This window comes from Capnocytophaga genosp. AHN8471 (assembly GCF_016806945.1).
Taxonomy (GTDB): domain Bacteria; phylum Bacteroidota; class Bacteroidia; order Flavobacteriales; family Flavobacteriaceae; genus Capnocytophaga; species Capnocytophaga periodontitidis.
Genome location: NZ_JAESPJ010000011.1, coordinates 121,080 through 147,128, shown reverse-complemented (window position 1 = coordinate 147,128; position 26,049 = coordinate 121,080). Strand labels below are relative to the sequence as shown.

20 protein-coding genes are annotated in these 26,049 nt (G+C 37.9%); 13 read left to right on the top strand and 7 right to left on the bottom strand.

Going from position 1 to position 26,049, the window contains the following annotated elements; genetic code table 11:
* Both lysS and JMN12_RS05805 read left to right on the top strand, forming a co-directional pair.
* Window positions 1–1,689, top strand: coding sequence for a lysine--tRNA ligase (gene lysS / locus JMN12_RS05810; protein ID WP_203137943.1), 1,689 nt, complete (start codon window positions 1–3; stop codon window positions 1,687–1,689).
* 86 nt (window positions 1,690–1,775) lie between these two features.
* Entirely contained in the window at window positions 1,776–2,450 is a 675-nt protein-coding gene (locus JMN12_RS05805; protein WP_203137942.1) for a hypothetical protein, read from the top strand.
* On the opposite strand, the gene JMN12_RS05800 is transcribed toward JMN12_RS05805, so the two are convergent.
* Complete coding sequence (locus JMN12_RS05800; RefSeq protein ID WP_203137941.1) at window positions 2,432–3,748, bottom strand: sugar MFS transporter; 1,317 nt, start codon at window positions 3,746–3,748, stop codon at window positions 2,432–2,434. The genes JMN12_RS05805 and JMN12_RS05800 overlap by 19 nt on opposite strands.
* A gap of 351 nt (window positions 3,749–4,099) precedes the next feature.
* Here JMN12_RS05800 and JMN12_RS05795 point away from each other — a divergent pair, with 351 nt between their 5' ends.
* Window positions 4,100–6,946, top strand: coding sequence for a TonB-dependent receptor (locus tag JMN12_RS05795; RefSeq protein ID WP_009413525.1), 2,847 nt, complete (start codon window positions 4,100–4,102; stop codon window positions 6,944–6,946).
* A 144-nt stretch (window positions 6,947–7,090) separates the two neighbouring features.
* The gene (locus JMN12_RS05790) at window positions 7,091–9,121 is read left to right on the top strand and encodes a recombinase (protein WP_203137940.1); all 2,031 of its coding nucleotides are present in this window, start codon (window positions 7,091–7,093) and stop codon (window positions 9,119–9,121) included.
* A 17-nt stretch (window positions 9,122–9,138) separates the two neighbouring features.
* Here the strand turns inward: JMN12_RS05790 and JMN12_RS05785 are convergent, their stop codons facing one another.
* From JMN12_RS05785 to JMN12_RS05765, 5 genes are all read right to left on the bottom strand, one after another.
* Entirely contained in the window at window positions 9,139–9,984 is an 846-nt protein-coding gene (locus tag JMN12_RS05785; protein ID WP_238423823.1) for a hypothetical protein, read from the bottom strand.
* A gap of 59 nt (window positions 9,985–10,043) precedes the next feature.
* A complete protein-coding gene (locus tag JMN12_RS05780) occupies window positions 10,044–10,907 on the bottom strand; it encodes a hypothetical protein (protein ID WP_203137939.1) in 864 nt (287 codons plus the stop codon).
* Window positions 10,908–10,988: 81 nt separating this feature from the next.
* A complete protein-coding gene (locus JMN12_RS05775) occupies window positions 10,989–12,014 on the bottom strand; it encodes a hypothetical protein (protein WP_203137938.1) in 1,026 nt (341 codons plus the stop codon).
* A 67-nt stretch (window positions 12,015–12,081) separates the two neighbouring features.
* Window positions 12,082–13,122 (bottom strand): hypothetical protein, encoded by a 1,041-nt coding sequence (locus JMN12_RS05770; protein ID WP_203137937.1) that lies wholly within the window; start codon window positions 13,120–13,122, stop codon window positions 12,082–12,084.
* Between the two features lie 73 nt (window positions 13,123–13,195).
* On the bottom strand, window positions 13,196–14,350 hold the full coding sequence (locus tag JMN12_RS05765) for an ATP-binding cassette domain-containing protein (protein WP_203137936.1): 1,155 nt from the start codon (window positions 14,348–14,350) through the stop codon (window positions 13,196–13,198).
* Window positions 14,351–14,501: 151 nt separating this feature from the next.
* On the opposite strand from JMN12_RS05765, the gene glmM reads away from it, so the two are divergent.
* The 4 genes from glmM to JMN12_RS05745 all read left to right on the top strand — a co-directional run bounded on the left by glmM (window position 14,502) and on the right by JMN12_RS05745 (window position 20,610).
* Entirely contained in the window at window positions 14,502–15,887 is a 1,386-nt protein-coding gene (gene glmM / locus JMN12_RS05760; RefSeq protein WP_203137935.1) for a phosphoglucosamine mutase, read from the top strand.
* A 195-nt stretch (window positions 15,888–16,082) separates the two neighbouring features.
* A complete protein-coding gene (locus JMN12_RS05755; protein WP_203137928.1) occupies window positions 16,083–17,894 on the top strand; it encodes a vWA domain-containing protein in 1,812 nt (603 codons plus the stop codon).
* Window positions 17,895–18,109: 215 nt separating this feature from the next.
* Entirely contained in the window at window positions 18,110–19,933 is a 1,824-nt protein-coding gene (locus tag JMN12_RS05750; protein WP_203137920.1) for a vWA domain-containing protein, read from the top strand.
* Window positions 19,934–19,986: 53 nt separating this feature from the next.
* Entirely contained in the window at window positions 19,987–20,610 is a 624-nt protein-coding gene (locus JMN12_RS05745; protein ID WP_198467105.1) for a rhodanese-like domain-containing protein, read from the top strand.
* Window positions 20,611–20,816: 206 nt separating this feature from the next.
* On the opposite strand, the gene panC is transcribed toward JMN12_RS05745, so the two are convergent.
* Window positions 20,817–21,713, bottom strand: a complete 897-nt coding sequence (gene panC, locus JMN12_RS05740) for a pantoate--beta-alanine ligase (RefSeq protein ID WP_203081741.1) — start codon at window positions 21,711–21,713, stop codon at window positions 20,817–20,819.
* Between the two features lie 56 nt (window positions 21,714–21,769).
* Here panC and JMN12_RS05735 point away from each other — a divergent pair, with 56 nt between their 5' ends.
* From JMN12_RS05735 to JMN12_RS05715, 5 genes are read left to right on the top strand one after another with little or no spacing between them, the layout of a single operon-like run.
* A complete protein-coding gene (locus JMN12_RS05735; RefSeq protein ID WP_009413510.1) occupies window positions 21,770–22,579 on the top strand; it encodes a glycogen/starch synthase in 810 nt (269 codons plus the stop codon).
* Between the two features lie 10 nt (window positions 22,580–22,589).
* Window positions 22,590–24,113 carry a DUF4270 domain-containing protein gene (locus tag JMN12_RS05730; RefSeq protein WP_203137917.1) on the top strand — a complete coding sequence of 508 codons (1,524 nt, stop codon included), beginning with the start codon at window positions 22,590–22,592 and terminating at the stop codon, window positions 24,111–24,113.
* Between the two features lie 2 nt (window positions 24,114–24,115).
* Window positions 24,116–24,439 (top strand): translation initiation factor, encoded by a 324-nt coding sequence (locus JMN12_RS05725; protein ID WP_009413508.1) that lies wholly within the window; start codon window positions 24,116–24,118, stop codon window positions 24,437–24,439.
* Window positions 24,440–24,459: 20 nt separating this feature from the next.
* Complete coding sequence (gene fabG, locus JMN12_RS05720) at window positions 24,460–25,206, top strand: 3-oxoacyl-[acyl-carrier-protein] reductase (protein ID WP_203137915.1); 747 nt, start codon at window positions 24,460–24,462, stop codon at window positions 25,204–25,206.
* 36 nt (window positions 25,207–25,242) lie between these two features.
* The gene (locus JMN12_RS05715; protein WP_002677223.1) at window positions 25,243–26,049 is read left to right on the top strand and encodes an outer membrane protein assembly factor BamD; all 807 of its coding nucleotides are present in this window, start codon (window positions 25,243–25,245) and stop codon (window positions 26,047–26,049) included.

Here is a 26,049-nt window from a genome sequence, read left to right as displayed (position 1 = left end):
ATGTTATCAGAACAAGAAATCATTCGTAGAGAAAAACTCTCTAAATTGAAAGAATTAGGGATTAATCCATATCCCGCTCCATTATATCCTGTCGATACTACCTCTAAGGATGTAGCCGACCGTTATGAAGAAGGCAAGCAAGTAGTGGTTGCTGGTAGGTTGATGTCCTTGCGCGTACAAGGAAAAGCCTCGTTTGCTACTTTGCAAGACAGCGAGGGCACAATGCAGTTGTATTTCAATCGCGATGAGATGTGCCCTGAGGAAGATAAAACGCTCTACAATGAGGTGTTTAAAAAACTCCTCGATTTAGGCGACTTTATAGGGGTAGAAGGTTATTTATTCATCACCAAGATGGGTGAAAAAACAGTAGCCGTTAAGAATTTTACCCTCTTATCTAAAGTATTGCGCCCTCTGCCAATGCCTAAAGTAGATGCCGATGGCAAAGTGCACGATGCCTTTACCGACCCTGAACAACGCTACCGTATGCGCTATGTAGATTTGGTAGTAAATCCCCAAGTGAAAGAGGTATTTATCAAACGTACAAAGCTGTTCAATGCGATGCGCCAGTTTTTTAATGAGGCAGGTTATTTGGAAGTAGAAACACCTATATTGCAAGCTATCCCAGGGGGAGCTAGTGCGCGTCCGTTTATCACTCACCACAATGCGTTGGACATTCCGCTCTATATGCGTATTGCCAATGAACTCTATCTAAAACGTCTTATTGTGGGTGGTTTTGATGGAGTGTATGAGTTTTCTAAAAACTTCCGTAACGAGGGAATGGATAGAACTCATAACCCAGAATTTACTGCGATGGAAATCTATGTGGCTTATAAAGATTACCACTGGATGATGAACTTCACCGAGCGTTTGATCGAACATTGCGCTATGGCAGTAAATGGTACTACTAAGGCTACTTTTGGAGCCCATACAGTAGATTTCAAAGCTCCCTATCCTCGTATTACGATGACCGAGGCTATCAAACAGTTTACAGGTTTTGATATCACAGGGAAAACAGAAGAAGAACTAAGAGCCTTTGCACATTCTATTGGTATTGCAGTAGATGAAACAATGGGCAAGGGCAAGCTCATAGATGAGATATTTGGTGAGAAATGCGAAGGCAACTTTATTCAGCCTACATTCATCACCGATTACCCGAAAGAGATGTCACCTCTTACCAAAGAACACCGTGACAATCCTGCACTTACTGAGCGTTTTGAACTAATGGTATGTGGTAAAGAGATTGCTAATGCCTATTCTGAGCTCAACGACCCTATCGACCAGCGCGAGCGCTTTGAAGAGCAATTGCGACTCTCAGAAAAAGGTGATGATGAGGCTATGTTCATCGACCAAGATTTCTTGCGCGCTCTTGAATATGGTATGCCACCTACCTCAGGTTTAGGTATCGGTATGGATAGATTGATTATGTTCCTAACCAATAATGAGAGCATACAAGAAGTGCTTTTCTTCCCACAAATGCGTCCTGAAAAGAAAGGCGTAGAACTATCAGAAGATGAAAAAGTAGTATTTGAACTACTAAAAACATCAGAAAAACTTCTTTTAGATGCTCTTAAAACACAAACTGCTTTCTCTAACAAGAAATGGGATAAAGCTATCAAAGGACTTACTAGCAAGAAAGTTGCTAAAGTAGTAAAAGAAGGAGAAGAACTGTTCGTAGAATTAGCAAATTAGTCAATTTGTCAATTTGTCAATTAGCAAATTATAGATGCCAAAGGTTGTGTTATAATCTTTGGCATTTTCTTTTAAAAAATATAGTAATGAATATCACCGAGAAATTAGCCTATAAAGAAAGACTCATCACGCGAGCTAAAATGATTTTAGCACAAGGAAGATACCCTGCTGAACTCCTTGAACAGATTAAAGACGAACGTTTGCTCAAAGAGGTAATGAAAGAAATGATGCCCTCAGCAGGAACAGCTTATGAGCTTTTAAACGATGAAGAGAAACAACAACGTGATCGTTTGTTGGCTCTAAATATAAAGTTTAGAGATTATTTATATGGATTTATGTTGTGCAAAAATATAGGTTATTTTCTGCTCATCACGGGGGCATTGATAGGGATTACTGCTGTGATGCAATTCAATAACAATGGTATTTTTGGTGTATTGAGCTTGCTAAACAGCGCTTTGCTGTTGTATTTGGCAACAAAGAAAAAGGAGTTGTTACATTACCTCTGGCAGTTATTTTGTGCATTTCTTCTGTTTTATATTATAGAACTAATAGTATGGCAATTCCCCTCTCCTTTTTTGTATTTTATTGATAACGATGTGCTTTCTTCAAGATATGAAGCAAAAATAAAGTTGGCAAATTTAGCAACTCCATTGGTTTATGAAGGGGTAAGGTTAGCAGCGCTTTTAGGAATTTATAAAGGGTTGAAAAGAATTAACGAATTTTTCAATTGTCAATCGAAAAATCATCTACTACTTTTGTAGAATCCAAAGAAAGCAATATAACCATAGCACGCTACTAAGGTGAGAAATGCTAAGCTAAACCCTATGCGATCAGTGAAGAAACCAAATAGGATAGGCACTAATCCGCCGCCTACAATCATAGTACATAATAGTCCAGAAGCCTGAGCTTTCAATTCGTCAATCCCTTCAGAAGCTAAAGCAAAAATAGTAGGAAACATAATAGAATTGAAGAATCCTAGCAATAATAGGCTCAGCATCGAGAAAAGCCCTCCTGTATTGATGGCTATCAAAATGAGTACAACGTTACATAAGCCAACAAACATCAGCATTTTAGCTGGAGACAAGTGTCTACTGAGTTGTGCTCCTATAAATCTCCCTACCATAGCACCTCCCCAATAGAAACACAAAAATATGGCAACCATAGCCTTAGGATCGGCATTGATAAGGTCTGGTTTGTTAAAAATGATTCCCAAAGCTTTCCACATAGGTCCTCCTATAGGGCATTGTGATATTTCAGACATATTTATTTCTACCAAATAGTTGATAGCAAAACTTCCTATAGCTACTTCAGCTCCTACATATAGAAAAATAGCAATAGCTCCTAAAAGTAAAGGCGTTCTTTTTAACAATGAAAAATAACTTTTTTTATCAACCACCTCTTCTTCTGTGGTGTGACAAGGTAGTTGTGCAATGCCAAATATAACAGCTAAAGCAATCACTATAAGTGAAATATATAAAAAAGGAGTTTGTATAGTTAGTGCTTCCGATTGTAGATACATATTTCGTTCTAAAAAATCTAACGATCGTATTTCACCAGACGTTTTTACTTCGTCTTTCAACAAGTAAACTGCCCCGATGATAGGTGCAAAAGTAGTTCCTAAAGCGTTAAATGCTTGAGAGAAAGTGAGTCGGCTGTGAGTAGAATTTTCTTTGCCTAAAGCTGCAATATAAGGATTAGCGGCTACTTGTAAGAGGGTGATGCCACTTCCTAATACGAAAATAGCAATCATAAACGCCCAAAAAGAACGCATTTCGGCAGCGGGATAAAACAATAAACACCCTAAAGCTACAATAATGAGCCCTAAGGTAATACTGCGCTGGTATCCTATTTTGCTAAGCGTAACTCCCGCTGGAATTGAAAAGAGCAAATAAGGTAAAAAGAAAAAAAAGAGTATAAATCCTGCTTGAGCGTAATTGAGTTCAAAAATGTCTTTTAGATGAGGAACTAACAATTGTACTAATACAGTAATCCCACCAAATAAGAAAAATAAAATAGCAATAAACACAGACGCTCTAAAACATTTTTTGGTTTTATTCATTATTGGTCAATTTTTAGCCTGCAAATCTACACTTTATATTTAAAGAAACGTTAAAATTTAACAATATATTTTTGTTATAAATATAACTAATGATTGTAAGTTGTTTATTGTCAGAGATTTTTAGAATTTTTATTCTTCTGTTTAAGATTCTTAATTTACTTGTATATTTGTCGTTTGATAACTTGTTGATTACTTTGTTTATAAAAAAAGCGATAAAAATGTTTGTATTTCATAAAAAAGCACTAATTTTGCCCCTGAAATAAGAAGTGAAACAGCTTTTTGTTTTTTTAGTCACTTTGTGTATGAGCAATCTACTAACCGTCGGCTGAGAAACTAATTAACTAAATATAAATGAAAAGCTGGTTTTTAAATGTCGCAATTTTATTGCTCGCAACAATTACTTATGCCCAAAGTGGAACAGTAACGGGTGAAGTGATTGATGGTGAGTATAATGCACCTCTGATGGGGGCTAATGTATTGGTTAAGGGTACTACCCACGGTGTCTCCACCGATATGCAGGGTAAGTTTTCCTTAAATGTAAATGCCCCTACAGGCACCTTGGAGTTTTCATACCTCGGGTATGTAACCAAGACCGTTCCTTACAAATTAGTAAACGGTAAAGCACACATAAAGGTTACTCTTTCTACCGACCAACAGGCGTTGGGCGAAGTGGTGGTAACCGCTAAAAGTACACTGTTAGACATTGCTAAAGAACGTAAAACACCAGTAGCTGTCTCTACTATTCAAGCTACTGAAATTATCGAAAAATTGGGCACGCGTGAACTTCCTGAAGTACTCAATCGCACGCCATCAGTATACGCCACTAAAGGTGGTGGAGGCTTCGGCGACTCTAAAATCAATATTCGAGGTTTTGATACCAAAAACATTGCTGTAATGGTAAATGGTATGCCTGTAAACGATATGGAAGGTGGTACTGTTTATTGGAGTAACTGGTCTGGTCTTGCCGATGTTACTTCAGCAATGCAAGTACAGCGCGGGCTTGGAGCTTCTAAGTTAGCAATAGCTTCAGTAGGAGGTACTATTAATGTGGTAACACGTGCTGCCGATATGTCCGAAGGAGGAACTGCTTACTTTAGCTATGGTAGTAACCAAGAGTATAAAGGATTAGTTGCTTACAATACAGGTAAGAGCCTTACAGGTTGGTCGGCTTCTGTGTTATTCAGTAAAAATGCCGGACGTAAATACGTAGATGGTACCAAGTTTGATGGCTATAGCTATTATTTTGCTTTAGGCTATGAACCTTCCGATAAACACAGTTTCCAGCTGATGTTTACAGGAGCTCCACAATGGCATCACCAACGCTCTAACAGTCCTTTGTTGTCTGATTATTTACGCTATGGCGATGGTGATGAACCTAATCGCAAATACAATTCAGATTGGGGATACTTAGATGGTGAAGAATATACTATTAAGAAAAATCTATATCACAAACCCGTAGCAATGCTCAACTGGGATTGGAAAATAAGCGAAAGTACCTCACTTAGTACCGTAGTATACGCTTCTTTAGGACGTGGTATGGGCACCAACTCTTTAGGAGAAGCTCACTCTTTCTCTTCAAAAACAGTGAGCGGTACTACATCTTACTCCCTTCAAAAACATTATTTAAATACACTTCGTACTGAAGAAGGTTTGATTGACTTTGACAAAGCAGTACAATATAACAAAGGTCAGGCAGTAAGTGGATTGGAGACTATGCAACACCCTGGTGAAGCAGGTAGAAGTGTAAGAGTAACCGACCCTAGCGGAAAATCAGCAGGCTCTGTAAACCAAGGTTTCATACGCAATGGTTCCGTGAACTCTCACGATTGGTATGGATTCCTTACCAACTTGCAACACCAAATTAATGATAATTTTACAGCAAATATTGGGTTAGATGGCAGATACTATTATGGCTATCACCACCAAGTTGTTACTGATATGTTAGGAAATAACTCTTATGCCGACAATAAGAATAAGAATCTAAATAATCCTAATGTGGTAACCACCGTTGTTCCCGCTAATGTTTCTTGGAATCCGTTCCAAAAAACAGAGCCTTTAGAAAACCAAATAGGCTATAGCAATGATGGAGAAGTGAAATGGTTTGGTCTTTTCTCTCAGTTTGAATACTCTGATGATCATTTTTCTGCCTTCATACAAGGAGCTACTTCGATACAGTCCTACCAGCGTATAGATAGTTTTTTAAAACCAGGTACATTAGCTATTACAGGTAAACCTGAAACTGCTATGAGTACTAAAACAGGTTTCAAAGATATCGTAGGTTATAATATCAAAGGTGGTATAAATTACAATATCAACGAACATCACAATGTGTTTGCAAATGTAGGATATTACTCTAAACAACCATTGTTTGATGCTGTATATCCTAATTACCGAAACTTCTTAAACCCTTCTCTTACTAATGAAAAAATTTTTGGAGTAGAACTCGGTTACGGGTTTAAATCAAGTTTTTTGAATGTCAATTTGAACCTATATCACACTTCTTGGAAGGATCGTTATTTACGCAAATCTAATAACCTTAAAAATAATACAATTCGTGCTTATGCAAATATCTTAGGTATTGAAGAAATTCACCAAGGTATAGAACTTGAAGCAAATGCTAAAATCAATGATTATGTAAGAGTAAATGCTTCTCTTTCATTAGGTGATTGGTACTATAAAGGAGATGCTTCTGGTAATCTTACTAATGAGAGCAACGAAACTATCGATGATCAAGGAAATGTAGTACCAGCAGGTAGTGCTAGCCAAGTAAAACTTTTCTTAGACAAAGTGAAAGTAGGTTCTACCGCGCAAACAACTGCTTCTTTGGGTCTAACTATACTACCACCTATAAAAGGACTTAAATTCGATGTTGATTGGCGTTACGTAGATGATCTATATGCGAATTTAAATATTTCTAATTTCAATAAAAAAGTTGAAGCTGAAAAAGGTGCTCTCAAATTACCAAGTTATAATCTCTTTGATTTAGGAGCTTCTTATAAATGGCAACTTACCGATAAGCAACGTCTTACTTTCTCAGTGCAAGCTTATAATGTACTTGATACTTACTATATTTCAGAGTCTTATACAAGTATCCACACTACTAATGGCAGTAAAACTTATCAAGATATTGATGTAAGAAACCAAGTATACTTCGGTGACGGTCGTACCTTTAGCTTCGGCGTACGATACAACTTCTAATAAGTTGAAAAATAAAAGATAAGATTTCAAAAGGCTGTTCTACTCGGGCAGCCTTTTTTTAATTAACGAATTAGTAGATTAGCAAATTGATAAATTTTTCGTACCTTTGCACCATTCTAAATTATTAATTGTTAATTGAAAAATATGTCGCTATTCGCAAAAAAATATAAATCTATCTATGAAGTCTTTGAGACTTATATGCACTCATCTAACTACGAAGATATCGATTTCGTGTTTGATGTAGTGAACTACTTTCGCCGCAAAAGTAAAGATAAAAAAACTCCTATCAATATCGATGAACTCATCTCCGAAATAAAACACGAACCTGAGCGCATCGCTTTCTTCCGAGAAAAACTCCACAATGTATTTGCTAACAAACAAAAAACACTTCTATTCACTGATGCTGGCTTACTCAATAGTGTTTCTTTTTTCAAAGAATTACGCCGCCGCATCAGCCGTCAGCTCCTGCCCGACCAGCCTTCTCAAGAGAATATCCAATATGTACTAAACCAAATTTTTTATCGCCCTTCCGATGCTAAATGGGTGTTGCAAATCCCGTTAGACAATTGGAAGGAACTTTTTGATATCCTCTCTGTCAATACTTTTTATGAAGATACAGAGCGCAAAGCTACCTCTAAACAAATCCTCTTGGCGATAATGATTCTCTCACAACGTATGGGAGGACTCGCTCTACAAACCGATGTACACCGTATGGTGCCTGAGTATGCTCATTTAAACAGCCCCTTTATCGCACTCGACGACGAACTAAATCAACTCGCACGTACTCTCGCTAAAGAAAATAAATCTTATCTCTATATACAAGAACACGAATTAGACTATAAACAACTCAATATCTTAGCTGCCCAATGTGAAGATTTTGTGAACAAAGCCGATGCTAACGCCGAAAAATATGGGGTAACCTTTAGTGTGAACCAAACACTTTTGCTCATCCGTCAGCAGATTAAACGCATCAAACGTCTTTATAACTACTTGTTTATAGAAAAAGAAGTCGACAAGCGCGAAAAAGCAATTGCTTTCTACTTAGATATGGTAAAAACCAACTCTAAGAAAAACAATATTCGCAAATTGATAAATGATAGTGTTTACAACATTACCTACGAGATTACAAATTATACCGGTAAAACGGGGGAACACTACATCACTTCTACAGGTAGGGAGTATTTCAAAATGCTCAAAACCGCTTTATGGGGAGGGGTAATTGTGAGTTTTATGTGTTTGGTAAAACTCTATATGTCTATGGTACCTGACCAAAGTGCGTTTTTCCGCGCTTTAAACTATAGTTTTAACTATGCTATTGGTTTTGTGATTATTTACCTCACAGGATCTACTTTGGCTACCAAGCAGCCTGCAATGACGGCTTCTACTATTGCCAAAACCTTAGAAAACCTAAACGATAACGACGATAAACAAAAACGCCGTCAATACACTGAGTTCTCAGCGCTCTTCACGCGTTTATTCCGTTCGCAGTTCATTGCTTTTGTAGGTAATGTGTTTGGGGCTTTCCCCGTGTCAATGCTTTTGGTGATAGGAATGAGTTATTTACAAGGGTATAATATTGCCACTAAAAAGGGGTTACATTTGTTAGAAGATCTCAATATATGGCACTCACCAGTATTTTTACACGCTTGTATTGCTGGGGTATTTTTGTTTTTATCGGGTATTATTGCTGGTAATGTTGCCAGTGTGAACAACTTCAACAACTTCTATTACCGCCTATCCGAGCACCCTTTCCTCAAAGGATTCTTTGGCAAAATGCGTATGCAACGCGTTGCCAATTGGATGCAAAAAAAGTGGCCAAGTATTGTTTCAAATATTTGGTTTGGAGTGTTTATGGGGAGCGCTTGGGCTGTAGGTGAGTTCTTCGGTTTACCTATCGATATACGCCACATCACCTTTGCTAGTGGTAATTTAGCTTACGGCTTGTACGGTATGAATTTTATCATTAGCTTAGAAAATATCTTTTGGTGTGTTTTAGGGATAGGCATTATCGGTTTGGGTAACTTTATTGTGAGTTTTGGTCTGTCACTATGGATAGCTTTACGCTCTCGTGAAGTCCCCGCTTCCGAACTTAAATACTTAGCACGTTGTGTGTGGAAAGCCTTCAAAGAACGCCCCCGAGCTTTTTTCTTCCCCGTAAGAAATAAAAAATCCTAACCCCTGACCCCTAACCCCTACTCCGGCATTGCCTTCCACTGCTGGATATGGTAATTGTATAAAAATACAAATAGAAAAGCCCCAGCTAAAAGTTGGTAGTAAAGTGATTGAGAAAATTGGTCGATATCTACTTTTAGCAAAGCAATGGTGAAAATAGCAGCAGGGAAGAGCAATAGGCTGAAACAAATGAGAATACCACTGTAGAGTTTGGGAAGCAAAGGTGCACCTATAACCGAGGCTATCGCTACAGCAAAGTAAGCGAATAGATATATCCATAAAACTAACTGAAAATCAATATCACCTACAATAGCAATTATAATGCATAACATTGCTAAAATGAGTGCTAAAACACTGGTGAAAACAATGGTGAGTAGGAAAGTTCGCAATTTGGTAATATACACACAGAAGATAATGAGTGCAATCCCTAAGGCAAAAAGTGAAAAAGGAGCTTTGGTGATAAACAAATGAATATTAGTTAAATCACTATTCTCGATGCCTACAAAAGAAGAAGTGCATAACACCCCTAAAGCAAATGATACTGGCAAACCAATCACACTGAGAGTTACGAGAAAAAAGAGTACAAAAGTTCCAAACAACTTTAGCGGACTGTTAGGATAAAACCAATTAAAGGCATTGAACCTGTACAAATCCATCAGCCATTTCACAAAAAAGACAATAAGCCCAATGCGATAGATTTCAAACGGAAGTGCCCAAAAGTCTTCAGCAAATCCCATTCCTCCTCTGTTAGAAGCAATAAGTCCTAACAAAAAGAATAACAAATGCGCGCCAAGAGCTATTATTAGCATTGGCACTACTCGTGTACTCCAAATTAATGGATAATGTTCTAAAAGATACTTTTTCAATTGATAATCAACAATTAATAATTAGTAAAATCTGCCTCCTAAAACCTGACACCTAGCACCTATTCAGGCACTGCTCTCCATTGGTGCAGTATAGGAGCGTATAACAATATGAAAAGGAAATTAGACAAGAGTACTCCATAATTCAAAAGAGGCATATTGTTAAAAGTCTCTTCTTTGAAAATTAATAAGATAGCTCCGTAAAGGGCAGGGGTAAAGAACAGCAGTGAAAAGTTGATGAGAATCCCCGAAAACAGTTTGGGCATCGTTGCTAAATTAGTAACAACTACCAATATAGCAATGAAAGGAATTACTACATACATCCAAACAACAAGTGAAAAAAACAAATTGGCATCAGAAAAAATACTGAATAAAAATGCCGACACCATCCCTAACGCGAGTGATAATACCCCCGAAAATACAATTGTAAGCAATAAGGTTCTAACCTCAGTAATCCGTACACAAAGCACTAATAATGAGATAAAAAGCGATGCGATGAGCAGCCCTTGCACAATAGATCCTTCCTCAGCGCCATAAAACGGTCTATCAATCACAAGTAAGTGCGTTTTTTCGCCAGCCATAAACGAAAGAGAGAAAGTGAGTACCGCAAATATAATTATAAAGTATTGTGTATATAAACCGAGTAACTTCAGCTGATTGCTGGGGTAAAAATGTTTAAAAGCATTGTTTTTAGAGAGTTGCATTAGCCAGAACACTAATAGCAAGATACTCACAATAAGGTGTAACAAAAAAGGAAGAGGGAAAAATTCTTCTCCTATGGTATAAACTCTTTCATATATACTGCCTTTATCAACGATATAGCCCAACAGAAAGAAAAAAACGTGTCCGCAAGCAGCGAGACCTAACATTGGCAACAGCTTAGTGTTCCAAATCAATGGATAATTTTCTAATAAATATTTTTTCAATTTACAATTTACAATTAATAATTAACAATTTACCCCCCCCTAAAACCTAACACCTGCCCCCTGACCCCTGATACCTAACCCCTACTCTGGCATTGCCTTCCATCGTTTGATAACTCCCGTATAAAGTCCTACAAACACAAGTGAAAGCAATATTCCAATTCCCCAAAGGATAAGTATTTTTATATCATTCTTAATAGGATCTAAATAATATTCTATAAACTTCCACAAATTGTACCTATCTTCTATAATTACAAAAGTAATAACTATAGCAGGAAAAAAGCCAAATAGAGTGGCATTCATTGCGATACCTCGGTATAGTTTCTTTTTAGATGTAATTGATAGGAAAACCACCGATAGATAGCTAATCCATAGCAGGGATAAAGCAGCAAATGTTTTGAATTTTATACTTGTGTCTACATATACAATAAGTGTTACTACTAAGGCAAGCAGCAAACACAACAATCCGCTAAATACAATAGAGAGTAACACTGTACGCAATGAGGTAATACGTACCGCAAAGAGTAATAATGTGAGTAAAAAAGCGATAATAATTATAAAGTTAATTTGCGCATCAAATTTTTCTATAAACACTCGCTCTTTTATAAGTGATGCATTATGAGCTATGTAATACTCTTCTCGCTGAGCTTCAGAAAATTGTTTCATTTCAGAATCACTAATATACTCAGGATATTGTTGTAGCACACTGTGAAGGTAACTATCAGTATACCGCCAATATACTTTAGCTTTCTCGCCTGTCATAAATGAAAAACCAGTACTGATAATCCCCAAAATAACAGCGAAATACACTACAAAACGCCAAAACAATTGCCAACGACTCACAGGGTAGAAACGATCAAAAGCATTGTTTCTAAACAAATAGATAAACCAACCTACCAATAGCAAAACAATTATAATAAAGTTTAACAACATTGGTAAGCCATTAAACGAGTCCCCCCACGGGTAATACCCCTTACATAACTTTCCGTCGGTGAGCATCATAAATCCCAAAGCGAAAAAGGCTAAATGAGATAAGAATATCAGTGGTAATAACAGTACCACCTGCGTATTCCAAATTGCTGGATAACGTTCTAATAAATATTTTTTCAATTGATAATGAGTGTTTTATAATTAATAACCTATACCTCCTAACACCTAACCCTTGACCCCTGACACTCTACTCCGGCATTGCCTTCCATCGTTTGATAACATTCGTATAAAGCCCTACAAACACAAATGAAAGCAGTATCCCTACTATTGAAATTATAAGTTCTCTTATATTGTACCAATAATAATAGTAATAATAAATTTCCTCAGTATTTGATGAAGGATACCACCAATTATATCTCTCTCCTATAGCTATTAGAGTAGTGATTGTTATAGGTAGAAAACCAAATAGTGAAGTATTCATTGCAATACCTCGGTATTGTTTTTTGTTAGAGAAAATAGATAAAGCAATCACTGAAAGGTAAGTCAACCATAAGATTGTCAGCACTACATATACATCTCGTATTGCAAACATATTGCTCTCCAAAACCAATATGAGCACTAAGCCAAGCAGCAAGCACAACAAGCCACTGAAAACAATAGAGAGCAACACTGTACGCAATGAGGTGATACGTACTGTAAAAATCAATATAGTTAAAACAAAAGCAATAATGATTACAAGAAAAATTTCATCATCAAAATTTTCTATAAACACTTGTTTTTTTATTTGTGATGCATTATGAACTATGTGATATTCCTTTAGTTGATCATCAGATAATTGTTCCCTTTCAGAATCGCGAATATCCTCAGGGTATTGTCGTAATACACTATGAATGTAGCTATCGGTATACCGCCAGTATACTTTAGCTTTCTCACCTGCCATAAATGAAAAACTAGAACTTGTAATTCCGCCAATAACAGCAAAGTATACTACAAAACGCCAAAACAATTGCCAACGACTCACAGGGTAGAAACGCTCAAAAGCATTGTTTCTAAACAAATAAATAAGCCAACCTACTAATAGCAAAACAATTATAATAAAGTTTAACAACATAGGTAAGCCATTAAACAAGTTTCCCCACGGGTAATAGGAAATTCCTAACGTGCTATCAGTGAGCATTATAAATCCCAATCCAAAAAAGACTAAATGGGATAAGAGTATTAATGGAAATAGCCACACAATCTGAATGTTCCAAATTGCTGGATAACGTTCTAATAAATATTTTTTCAATTGATAATGAGTGTTTTAAAATTAATAAGCTATAACCGCTAAAACCTGAAACCTGTCCCCTGACCCCTAAAAACTAACTCACAAAGAAACGGCGGGTAGAAGCCGAAATATTTCGTATATAAGTAAGCTCTATTTTAGCTTTACCAAGAGCTTCTAACACAGTAGAATATTCAGTACCTTCGGTAAAATAAGCGATGTAAATACCTCCGTTGTACTGCAATTTTTCAAGATTAAAAGTGCTAAATACTGCTAATAATTCTTCTCTGCTGTTAGTAGTGTCAATTTCTACGATGAGTGGGGTAGGGGTGTTCTCTTGGGCAGTCTCAACATTTTCGCGGTATTGTCCATTTTTGAGGAAAATTACCTTGTCAGATATTTTTTCTACTTCAAAGAGTTGTTGAGAGCTCAATATCAAAGCGATAGGGTGATTTACTGAGTTAGCTATCATTTTGAGGTCTTCTAATATTACCTGTTGTGCCAGTACATCTAAGTTCCCTAAAGGCTCATCTAAGAGCAATAATTCTGGCTGACGTAATAGGGTGCGCGCTAATTCAAAACGCATTTTATACCCCGATGATAGCGCATTCCAGTTTAGATTGCGGTATTTCCACAAACCTAAACGGGCAATCATTAGCAGAGTGCGTGGTTCGTTTTCTTCAGCAGGGATACCATAGCACGCCAAAGTAAATTTGAGATTGTCTTTCAAACTACCATACCATTTGTCGGTGCGTTGGGGAATGTAAGCTAATTTAGTGCGTAAATCGTATTCATTAGTGGGCGTTTTTTTGAAGTAATAGGTTATTTCGCCCGAATTATAAGAGAGGTCGTGCGCTAAGATGCGCAAAAGGGTTGTTTTCCCATTGCCATTTTCACCTACTAAGCCGTAAACTTGTCCTTTATTAATAGTAAGTGATACAGGACCTAATGAAAACATTCCCGAATTGTAGGTTTTTTTAATGTCTTTAGCAACAAGCACAGCTTTTTCAGTTATTACCTCCTCTACGGTGCATTGCCCTACTTCTTCAAGTAGTGCAGATGCTTTTTCCGTAAGTTGAGCCAACTCATTAGGATTGTTTTCCTTCCAGTTGGTAAGTTCTATAGCCTTTAGGTAGAGAGGCATTTGTTGTGTGTCGGCTACACAATCTAAAAGTTTGCGAAAGCCTAATTCAGTATCTTTCTGTGCAAAGAATTTAAGAGCATCTTGCACGCGGAGTTGATGTTTTGTCATAAACGAATAGTTTGATGCGACAAAAGTAGTCAATAATTAGTAAATTAGCAAATTAACGATAAAAAAAATCACTTTCGTAACTTGTAATTCGCAATAATTTATTACCTTTGCGCTTATTAATTCTAAATTATAAAATTTTAATTGTAAGAATATGTCTCTAATAAAATCTATATCAGGCATTCGCGGTACTATAGGGGGAGTACCCGATGACAACTTAACCCCCATTGATGCTGTAAAATTTGCCGCTGCTTATGGCACTTGGCTCAAAAAACATATTTATAAAACCCGTGTGAAGGTGGTTGTAGGTCGCGATGCGCGTATTTCGGGTGAAATGGTGCAGAATCTCGTCCAATACACCCTTGTAGGTTTAGGAATTGATGTGGTAGATATAGGTTTGAGTACCACCCCTACCGTAGAAGTGGCGGTTACTATGGAACAAGCCGATGGCGGTATTATCCTCACTGCCAGTCATAATCCTAAACAGTGGAATGCCCTCAAACTGCTAAACAGCAAAGGTGAGTTTCTCAACGCTCAGGAAGGCGAAGAAATCTTGCGCATTGCTGCTGCCAATGAGTTTACTTTTGCCGAAGTAGATGCACTAGGGCATATCACTCACAACGATACTTATATACAACGCCATATCGATGCGGTGCTTTCGCTCTTGCCATTAGCAACTTTGGAAGCTATTCGCAAACGCAAATTCAAAGTAGCGGTCGATGCTGTAAACTCTACCGGAGGTATCGCTATCCCACTTTTGTTAGAACGCTTGGGTGCTGAGGTGGTACCACTCTACTGTGAACCTAACGGTCAGTTTCCGCATAATCCCGAACCTCTTAAAGAACATCTTTCCGATATCTGTGCTAAGGTAGTGGAAGTAAAAGCCGATTTAGGGGTGGTGGTAGACCCCGATGTAGACCGCCTTGCACTTATTACCGAAGAAGGCGAAATGTTTGGTGAAGAATATACCCTTGTTGCCTGCGCCGATTATTACCTCAGTAAAAAGAAAGGTAATGTGGTGTCAAACCTCTCCTCTTCACGTGCTTTGCGCGATATAGCCGAAAAACACGGGGTAGAATATGCAGCTGCTGCTGTTGGTGAGGTGAATGTAGTAACCAAAATGAAAGAAGTAAATGCTGTGATAGGAGGTGAAGGCAATGGTGGTGTCATTTTCCCCGAATTGCATTATGGTCGTGATGCCTTAGTGGGGGTAGTGCTTTTCCTTTCTCTTTTGGTTGAAAAAGATACTACTGTGAGTGCTTTGCGTCGTAGTTATCCCGCTTATTTTATGAGCAAAAATAAAATCCAACTCACTACCGGACTCAATCCGGACAAGGTGTTGCACGCAATGCAAGAAAAGTACGCACACGAGCAAATCACCACTATCGACGGACTCAAAATTGACTTTCCTTTCAGCTGGGTACACTTGCGTAAATCGAATACCGAGCCGATTATCCGTATCTATACTGAGGCTAAAACTCAGGCAGAAGCCGATGCTTTAGCCACCCGCTTTATGGAGGAAATGGCTGCGATTAGTTAAGGTTGATTGCTTGATAATCAGTTGTCCCCTCTTAACACTACGTTTGCTTTGTAAAACACCCCTCCAACCCGTCCGAATTGTCCGACTCGTCTAACTTGTCCAATAAAATAAATTTTAATACTCAATCAATTGTTAGGTAGTCCCCTAAGGACTAACAATTAACCTCTAATAAACTAACATCTAATAACTGACAATATGAAACAAATTTTATTATTCTGCTTTCTGTTTATAGGAAGTCTCCACGCGCAAGAGTACGAAGTAACGGGTACTGTATCCGATACTTCAAACAGAGCTTTGCAATTCGTATCAGTAGTGATTAAAGGTACTGCTCAAGGAGTTACTACCAATAAAGAAGGTAAATACTCCATTAAGGTAAAGAAAGGAAAAACCTTGCAATTTGTTGCTATGGGCTATAAAACTCAAGAAGTCAAAATTACTGGGCAAAAAGTAATTGATATAGCTTTAGAAGAAATTTCCGAGATAGAAGAAACCGTATTAGTTGGCTATGCTCCTGTAAGGAAAGCATCTGTTGTTTCTTGTGCAGTAGCCGTAAAAAGCTACTCAGCAGGAAGACAACGAAAACGTAAACCCCAAGGGAGAAGACTAACCGAAACTTATAAAGCTATTGATGAGAATGGCTTTAAAAGCACTGCTACCGACCCTCTTACTACCTTTGCCGCCGATGTAGATAATGCTTCCTACAGCAATGTACGTCGTATGCTCAATGATAAGCAAAAACCCGATAAAGATGCGGTGCGCATAGAGGAACTTATCAACTATTTTGACTATAACTATACTCCTCCAGCCGAAGGTAGTAAAACACCTCTCAATGCGACCACTACCCTAAGTAAATGTCCTTGGAATACAGATAACTATTTGTTGCGTATCGGGTTGCAAGCTAAAAAAATAGACCTTACTAAAGCACCTCCTTCTAATATAGTGTTTTTGATAGATACCTCTGGCTCTATGTATTCACCCGACAAATTGCCCTTACTTAAAGAGTCGTTTAAGCTACTCTTGGAAAGCTTGCGTCCTGAAGATAGGGTAGCGATTGTAGTCTATGCGGGAGCTGAAAGGGTAGCTTTGCCTTCTACACCTGCCAAAGAAAAAGATACAATTATTAAGGTTTTAGAAAACTTAGAAGCAGGTGGCTCTACCGCTGGAGGAGCTGGTATTCAAAAAGCCTATCAAATTGCCCGCGAGAACTTTATCGAAAAAGGAAACAACCGCATTATATTAGCTACCGATGGTGATTTCAATGTCGGTGTGCGCTCCGATGGCGAATTGAAACGCTTGGTAGAAAAAGAACGCCAAAGCGGAGTCTATATATCTGTATTGGGCTATGGTATGGGTAATTATCGCGATGATATGCTCGAAACTATAGCCAATAAAGGAAATGGTAATTATGCCTATATCGATAATATCGCCGAAGCAAAAAAAGTATTGGTGAATGAATTTGGTGGTACGCTCTACACCGTAGCCAAAGATGTGAAACTACAGTTAGAATTCAACCCCCAATATGTGAAACAATACCGCCAAATAGGCTATGAAAACCGTGCCTTAACCAATGAAGACTTTAAAGATGATAGTAAAGATGCTGGCGAAATAGGTGCAGGACATACTGTAACAGTGCTCTATGAATTAGTGCCTGCTAAAGGAAAAACAACTGACGAGTTGCGCTACCAAAAGCAAAATACACAAGCTCATAAAGATGAACTCGCTTTCCTCAAAATACGCTATAAAGACCCTTACATCAAACGCGCTAAAAGCGTAGAAGAAAGCACTCCTATTCCTTTTACTCTCACCGACCTCGCCCAAACCGATGATGATTATCGCTTTGCCGCTGCTGTTGCCGAATGGGGAATGCTCCTAAGAAATTCTAAATACAAAGCACAATCTTCTTATAATCAAGTACTCGAATTAGCCAAAAACGCTCTCGGTGAAGACAAAGAAGGCTACCGTAAAGAATTTATAGATTTAGTTGAGCTTTCCGAAAAAATAAAATAACGTTAGTTCGATATAACAGAATATTGATTTACAGCTTTGTAACACCGTCAGGTGAAAATTCGTGAGATAATATAAAATAAGGAGTTTTATGCATTCTCAATTTCGTGAAAATTCGTGTAATTCGTGGGAGATTAAAAATATTTTACTGATTGTTAAATAATTACTTACGCCGAACTCACGTTAAAATAATAACCCAAATCCAAATAACTAATAGTATGAAACAAATTTTATTATTCTGCTTCCTGTTTATAGGAAGCCTCTACGCACAAGAGTATGAAGTAACAGGAAAGGTTACTGATGTTTCTAACAATCCTTTACCTGGAGTTTCAGTACTCATCAAAGGAACTACCCAAGGAGTTTCTACTGATTTTGATGGTAAATACACTATCAAAGTAAAGAATGGTGATATCCTAGAGTTTTCTTCTTTAGGAATGAAAACCAAACAAGTGAAAGTTAATGGGCAAAAAGTCATCAATGTAGTTTTAGAAGAAGATAACGTTGCCCTTCAAGAAGTGGTGGTAACAAGTTATGAAACTGCAAAAAGACGAGACGTAACTAGTTCTTCTATACGTATAAGAGGTGCAGGAAGTGTTAGTGGAAATTATGGAACAAAAAATGGCTATACTTTAAATACTTCTCGCGAGACTTATAAAGCGATAGATGAAGGCGGCTTTAAGAAAACATCGAAAGACCCCGTAACAACTTTCTCTGCCGATGTAGATAGAGCCTCTTACAGCAATGTGCGCCGTATGCTCAACTACGGACAAAAGCCTCATAAAGATGCTGTGCGCATAGAGGAGCTTATCAACTATTTTGATTATAACTATACACCTCCAGCCGAAGGTAGCAAAACACCTCTCAATGCTACAACAACGCTAAGTAGCTGTCCTTGGAATCCTGATAATTATCTGTTGCGCATTGGATTACAAGCAAAGAAAATAGATCTTACCAAAGCGCCACCTTCTAATATAGTGTTTCTAATAGATACCTCAGGTTCTATGGACGAGCCCAATAAAATGCCTCTACTCAAAGCATCGTTCAAATTGCTTTTGGATAACTTACGTCCAGAAGATAGGATAGCGATTGTAGTCTATGCAAGTCAAACAGGTATTGCTTTACCTTCTACTCCAGCGAAAGAAAAAGAGAAAATCTCCAAAGTGATAGACGATTTGGTAGCTAGTGGATCTACAGCAGGAGGAGCAGGATTACAAACTGCCTATGAAGTAGCCGAAAAAAACTTTTTACCCAAAGGTAATAACCGTATTATCTTGGCTACCGATGGTGATTTCAACGTAGGAATTTCTTCACGTGATGAGTTGCAACGTTTGGTAGAAGAGAAGCGCAACAATGGAATTTATATTTCGGTATTGGGCTATGGTATGGGAAATTACCGCGATGATATGGCAGAAACTATTGCCAACAAAGGAAATGGTAACTATGCTTATATCGATAATTTTACTGAAGCTAAAAAAGTATTGGTAAATGAATTTGGTGGTACACTTTACACCGTAGCCAAAGATGTGAAACTACAGTTAGAATTCAACCCTCAATATGTGAAAGAATACCGCTTGGTAGGCTATGAAAACCGCGCTTTAGCCAATGAAGATTTTGAAGACGACAAGAAAGATGCTGGTGAGATAGGTGCAGGACATACTGTAACTGCTTTGTATGAATTGATACCTACCAAAGGAGCTACTACCGATGGGTTGCGTTATCAAAAACAAGTGAAAGAAGGATTTGCTAATGAATTAGCTTTCCTCAAAATACGTTATAAAGACCCTGTGGTAAAAGATGCTAAAAGCGTAGAAGAAAGCACTCCTATTCCTTTTACTCTCACCGACTTCTCCCAAACCGATGATGATTATCGCTTTGCCGCCGCTGTTGCCGAATGGGGAATGCTCTTAAGAAATTCTAAATACAAAGCAAAATCCTCATATAAACAAGTAATAGATTTAGCTAAGAATGCGACTGGAAAAGATGAGGAGGGCTATCGCAAAGAGTTCATTCGCTTGGTCGAACTTTCCGAAAAAATAAAATAATAAACTAACCCCTGCCCCTAAAACATAGTAAACTAACAAACAAACTAACAATAATGAAATATTCAATAACTTTAGGAATGTTTTTGCTTACAATGATTACAGCAAAATCCCAAACGCTCGCCGAGCGTGTTAATGCTAAAAATGCTACTTTAATTGATGTGCGTACCCCTGAAGAATTTGCCAAAGGTACAGCCGAAGGAGCAATCAATATCCCATTGGAAGAAATAGGAGCTCGATGGCAAGAATTAAGAGGAAAAGAGAATGTTGTACTCTTTTGTCGTCGAGGCATTCGTGCAGGCAAAGCACAAGATATTCTCAAGAAGCACAATATTACAGCCGTCAATGGCAAAACTGTAGAGCATATAAAATCTTTGCAAAAAGTAAATTTAGCCGATAAACTTACTTTCCGCAACGATAAACAAACTACCTATTTCGTAAAAGATGGTCAAAATGTGAGACAAGTAGCCATAGCTTTAGGTGAAGGAGCTGTACTAAAAAAACATACTACTAATATCCCTGCAACCCTTATTATGGTAAAAGGAACTGTGCGTTTTCTTATTAATGGTGAAGAAGTTGTACTCAAAGACCTCGATACCTATCAAATCCCTGTAGATGTAGAACACGAAGTGATAGGAGTTGAGAAAGAAAATATATTTATAGTAACCAAAGGAAATTAAGTTCAAGTAACAATAGGTAACAAGTAACAAAAACTACCCGTGAGCTCATACCTTTTGCAGAGTTGAATACTCTGTTTAGAGTATGTTATGTAGGGGCGTTTTGCAAACGCCCCTACCAAATCATCAAATCGTTATCTGTCGCTCCCGCACCTCCCATTGCTCTCACTTTTCCAGATTGTCCCCTTCAGGGGCTAATTGCCAAATCATCACATTGATAAATTATCTATGAGTCTCACTCCCTCAGCGTGTACCACTATAAAAGCGCGGTACTCTTTCCCTGCTTCTTTGGTAGTTGCGTGTTGCAAGTTATGAGCATCAGTAATAGTAAAATACTCTAAAGTAAAATCGGGTTCTTTGGCAAAAGTATTCACCACCCACGCTTCTACTTCAGCAGGAGTATGAGTAGCGAAACGCTCTTTGGCAGCGAGTAGGGTACGGTAAATGAAAGAAGCGCGATGTATCATAGCTTCACTTAGTAAAGCATTGCGTGAACTGAGGGCTAACCCTTCGCTATTGCGCACGATAGGGCAGGGGACGATAGTCACAGGTAAGCCTGTTTGTCGTACCATTTGCTGGATGATGAGCAGTTGTTGGTAGTCTTTTTCACCAAAGTAAGCTCTGTCGGGCATTACAATTTCGAAAAGTTTTTTAACAATCGTACCTACACCATCAAAATGCCCGGGTCGCGATGTGCCTTCCATTACTTTGTCTAATCCAGCAAAGTCAAATGGCTGAGCTACTACTTCATCGCCGTAAATATCGCTAACAGCAGGAGCAAAAATAATTACCTCTTTGCTATATTGGGCAATCTTATCAGCATCGGCTGTTAAGGTACGTGGATACTTCTCTAAATCGGTAGGATTGTTGAATTGTGTTGGGTTCACAAAAATACTCACAACGGCTATGTCGTTCTCTTCTTTAGCTTTTTTTACAAGCGATAAATGCCCGTCGTGTAAAGCACCCATAGTAGGTACTAAACCTATTGTTTTTCCCTGATTTCTAAGGGTTTCCATAAGTAAATGGAGTTCCTTTTGCTGTGTGTAAATCATCGATATAAAATCTTTTTTGGGTGCAAACTTATATAATTTTATGGATATGTGCATATTTTTTTGTACTTTTGTGCCTTCTAAGAGCAAAATAATTTAAAGAAATACTCTTTATGAAAGATAAAAAAGTACTCTATGTATCGTCTGAAGTATTGCCTTATTCACCTTATAGTGAATTAGCTAAAATGTCGTTTGAAGCCCCCAGAATGGTGAATGCTAACGGCGGTCAAATACGTATCTTTATGCCTAAATTTGGCAATATCAACGAACGCCGTCACCAGCTACACGAAGTGATACGCCTATCGGGTATGAATATTGTCATCAACGATATCGATGTACCTCTCATCATCAAAGTAGCTTCTATCCCTAAGGAACGCATACAAGTGTACTTTATTGATAATGACGAGTATTTCACACGTACTGGCACACTCTTTGATGAAGAAAACAATATGTATCCCGATAACGATGAGCGCTGTATCTTCTTCGCCAAAGGTATCGTCGAAACTGTGAAAAAACTCAATTGGTTACCCGATATCATCCACATACACGGCTGGGTGTCTGCTTTGTTACCTCTCTATTTGCGCACTTACTATAAAGATGAACCTATCTTTTCCGAAAGTAAAATCATTACCTCTGTGTTCGATAGTGATTACGATGGAGCTCTCGATTCTGCCTTAATCAACAAAGTAGCTTTTGATGGCATTAGCAAAAAAACAATCGACCCCCTCAAAAACCCTACTTACTACAACCTGATGCGCATCGCTATCAAGCATTCCGATGGCGTAATTGTAGTGAGTGAAAAGATGCCCGACGATTTCAAAACTTATCTCAAAAACTTGAGAAAACCAGTGATTTACAATAGCGATAAAGAAACCTTCCAAGAGTCTTACCGCGAATTTTACACTAAAATACTAAAGAAATAACAATAAACGAATGAATAACACTTACAAATTACTTTTTTCCCTCACTGTACTAACGCTTTTTAGCGCCTGCTCTTCCGACGATTTCAACGAAATAGATGGCGCACTCCTCAAAAATCCTAACTACGAAACCAGTGTCTTCACCCCTACTATTTCGGTGAACCAAATCAAACAAACTGCCGTACAAACCAATGGCTTAGGTGGATATTTGCTTGGGCAATACACTCAAGCGCCTTTTGGTACTAAATCAGCTACTATTGTAGCACAAGTAGGGCTCTCAACGGCTGCCCCTACTTTTGGTAGCAAAACTCAAGCGTTAGAAAATAGCGAAAACAAACCTGAAAACGAAAAAGTAACTAAGGCATATTTGTACATCCCTTTCTTCAACCCTAATAGTTTAAATAATAATGCTACCTATAGCCAAAATGCTGAATACCAATTAGATTCTATTTATGGCGACAAAAGTGCTTCTTTCCGTGTAGAAGTAAAAGAAACAAATTACTTCCTTAGTGATATAGGTACCGACCTGAAAGCTAAAGTCTATTATTCTAATAATACTGAAGTACTTACAAATTTAGGTAGTTCCATCGTTTCAGCTACTACTTCAGCTACTACTATTAGTAATAAAACGATTACACGCTTCCAGTTTGATGATCCTAAAACTACTACCGATGAGTCTAAAACAGTATACGATAATTTAGCTCCTGGATTGCGCATCCCCCTTAACACTACTTTCTTCCAAACAAAAATATTAGATAAGGAAGGAAGCAACGAATTGACAAATGTAAACGACTTTAAAAAGTATTTTAAAGGGATACAAATCAGTACCTCTAACTTCTCTAAAGATGTGATGATGCTCCTCAATATAGCAAATGCCAAAATACAGTTAGAATATAGCTATACCGCTTATGTAAGTGGTAGCACTGCTACTAAAACACAATATAGCCGTTATGATTTGCCCCTCAATGGCATTGCTCTAAACCTTTTCAACAATGCTGGTGAAAGCCTTACCGATACTAGTAAAATCTATTTGAGTGGCGCTTTAGGGCAAACTGCTTCTATTACCATTTCAGATACCGATATTGCTCGCATCAAATCTGAAAAGTGGTTAGTTACCGATGCAAGTCTATTTTTCTATGTAGATAATAGTGTTACTTATACTAAAACCCCCGACCGCCTCTATATCTACAATACTCAAACGGGCGCTGTATTAGCCGATTATCAGTACGACCCTACAGCTAATAACAATCAATCTTCCTATTCACACTTGGTGCACTTAGGTAGATTGCAAAAAGAAAACGGAGTAGGTAAATATTATCAACTGAGAATTACCAATCACATCCTCAATATGGTAACAAATAATACTACCAATGTTCCTTTAGCAATTGCTATAGGATCTAATATCAAGCAAACTGCTGTAGGTAGTTATAAAAGTGCAAGTGGTGATGGTAAAATAGCTAAAACAGCTCTTGCTACCCCCTTAGGCGTGGTGATTAAAGATATAAAATTGATTATCAACTATACCAAAGTAAAATAAGTATGGACTTAAGAGACCAACTTAAAAATCTTTTTCCTGATCATATAGAAGAAGAAACTCCTCAAGAAACTCCTTCTACTATATGGTTGCAAGATGAGCCTTTGCTTTGTAAATACGAAAAGCGCAAAGGCAAACCCGTAACTGTAATCGAAGGTTATAATGGAGCAGATAGCGATTTCAAAATATTAGCAAAAGAGCTCAAAACATACCTTGGAGTAGGAGGAACAGTGAAAGACGACTCTATCCTCATACAAGGTGATTACCGCGATACTATTATGCAACTCCTTAAAGAAAAAGGATTTAAAGTAAAACGCGTAGGAGGTTAAAGATAATTAACAATTATAATATGAAATTATTAGAAGGAAAAACCGCTATTATCACTGGTGCTAGTCGTGGCATCGGTCGTGGTATAGCCGAAGTATTTGCCGCTCACGGAGCGAACATTGCTTTTTCATACAGCTCTTCAGTAGAGGCTGCAAAAACTTTAGAAAATGAATTAGCTGCACAAGGTGTAAAAGTGAAAGGCTACCAAAGTGATGCCTCTAACTTTGCTCAATCTCAAGAATTTGTCGATGCTGTAGTTGCCGAGTTTGGCACCGTTGATATCCTTGTAAATAACGCTGGTATTACTAAGGACAACCTACTGATGCGTATCAGTGAAGAGGATTTCGATAAAGTAATCGAAGTAAACCTCAAATCTGTGTTTAATATGACCAAAGCAGTACAACGTGTGATGCTCAAACAGCGCAAAGGCTCTATTATCAATATGAGTAGCGTGGTAGGAGTGAAAGGTAATGCTGGTCAGTCTAACTATGCTGCCTCTAAAGCAGGAATTATCGGCTTTACTAAGTCGATAGCCTTGGAATTAGGCTCTCGTAACATCCGCTGTAATGCCATTGCGCCAGGTTTTATCGAAACTGAAATGACTGCTGTACTCGATGAAAAAGTAGTACAAGGATGGCGTGATGCTATTCCTCTTAAACGTGGCGGACAGCCTGAAGATGTAGCCAATGCTTGCGTGTTTTTAGCCTCCGATATGTCGGCTTATATCACTGGGCAAGTACTCAATGTAGATGGCGGAATGCTCACATAATTTTGTTATTTCAGAAAAACTTTTTACTTTTGCCGAATGTTAATGAAAAAATATATCATCATCGGTCTGCTCGGTGTGCTTTTTGCCTCCTGTGGTGAGTACCAAAAAGCCCTCAAATCTACAGATGGAAGTGTCAAATACATCGAAGCCGAAAAGCTCTATAAGGCTAAAAAATACAAAAAAGCGAATCGTCTTTTTGAACAAATAGCCTCAGAATATGCAGGAAAACCTCAAGGGGAACGCATCTACTATATGTATGGTGACGCTTGTTATCAACTCAAGCAGTATAGTTTAGCTTCCTATCAATTCGAACGTTTGCAGAAGCTGTACCCTCGTAGTGAAAAAGCTACCGAAGCTTCCTTTTTAGAAGCTAAATCACTATACTTAGAAACACCTAAGTATAGTGTAGATCAAACCTATACTTATCAGGCACTCGAAAAACTGCAGTACTTTTTGGATAGATACCCTAATAGTGAGTATACCAAAGAGGCTAATGAACTTACCTTGGATTTGGTAACGCGTTTAGAGAAAAAAGATTTTGAAATTGCCAAACAATACGATAAGATTCGTGACTATCAGGCAGCGATGAAATCATTAGATAATTTCTTGACCAATAATCCTGGAAGTCCTTTCAGAGAAGAAGCTTTGTACACCCGTTTGCACTCAGCTTATGAGTGGGCGATCAATAGTGTGGAAAGCAAAAAAGAAGAACGCCTCAATACCGCTAAAGAAGCCTACGACAACTTGTTGCGTGCTTACCCTGAAAGCAAATTCAAAAAGGAAGCTGAGAATATGCTCGCTAAAATTAATACATCACTAAAAAGTTTTACATCACAAAAATAA

Coding starts and splice junctions, on each gene's coding strand:
- lysS (WP_203137943.1), top strand. CDS start 1: ATGTTATCAGAACAAGAAATCATTCGTAGAGAAAAACTCTCTAAATTG.
- JMN12_RS05805 (WP_203137942.1), top strand. CDS start 1,776: ATGAATATCACCGAGAAATTAGCCTATAAAGAAAGACTCATCACGCGA.
- JMN12_RS05800 (WP_203137941.1), bottom strand. CDS start 3,748: ATGAATAAAACCAAAAAATGTTTTAGAGCGTCTGTGTTTATTGCTATT.
- JMN12_RS05795 (WP_009413525.1), top strand. CDS start 4,100: ATGAAAAGCTGGTTTTTAAATGTCGCAATTTTATTGCTCGCAACAATT.
- JMN12_RS05790 (WP_203137940.1), top strand. CDS start 7,091: ATGTCGCTATTCGCAAAAAAATATAAATCTATCTATGAAGTCTTTGAG.
- JMN12_RS05765 (WP_203137936.1), bottom strand. CDS start 14,350: ATGACAAAACATCAACTCCGCGTGCAAGATGCTCTTAAATTCTTTGCA.
- glmM (WP_203137935.1), top strand. CDS start 14,502: ATGTCTCTAATAAAATCTATATCAGGCATTCGCGGTACTATAGGGGGA.
- JMN12_RS05755 (WP_203137928.1), top strand. CDS start 16,083: ATGAAACAAATTTTATTATTCTGCTTTCTGTTTATAGGAAGTCTCCAC.
- JMN12_RS05750 (WP_203137920.1), top strand. CDS start 18,110: ATGAAACAAATTTTATTATTCTGCTTCCTGTTTATAGGAAGCCTCTAC.
- JMN12_RS05745 (WP_198467105.1), top strand. CDS start 19,987: ATGAAATATTCAATAACTTTAGGAATGTTTTTGCTTACAATGATTACA.
- panC (WP_203081741.1), bottom strand. CDS start 21,713: ATGCACATATCCATAAAATTATATAAGTTTGCACCCAAAAAAGATTTT.
- JMN12_RS05735 (WP_009413510.1), top strand. CDS start 21,770: ATGAAAGATAAAAAAGTACTCTATGTATCGTCTGAAGTATTGCCTTAT.
- JMN12_RS05730 (WP_203137917.1), top strand. CDS start 22,590: ATGAATAACACTTACAAATTACTTTTTTCCCTCACTGTACTAACGCTT.
- JMN12_RS05725 (WP_009413508.1), top strand. CDS start 24,116: ATGGACTTAAGAGACCAACTTAAAAATCTTTTTCCTGATCATATAGAA.
- fabG (WP_203137915.1), top strand. CDS start 24,460: ATGAAATTATTAGAAGGAAAAACCGCTATTATCACTGGTGCTAGTCGT.
- JMN12_RS05715 (WP_002677223.1), top strand. CDS start 25,243: ATGTTAATGAAAAAATATATCATCATCGGTCTGCTCGGTGTGCTTTTT.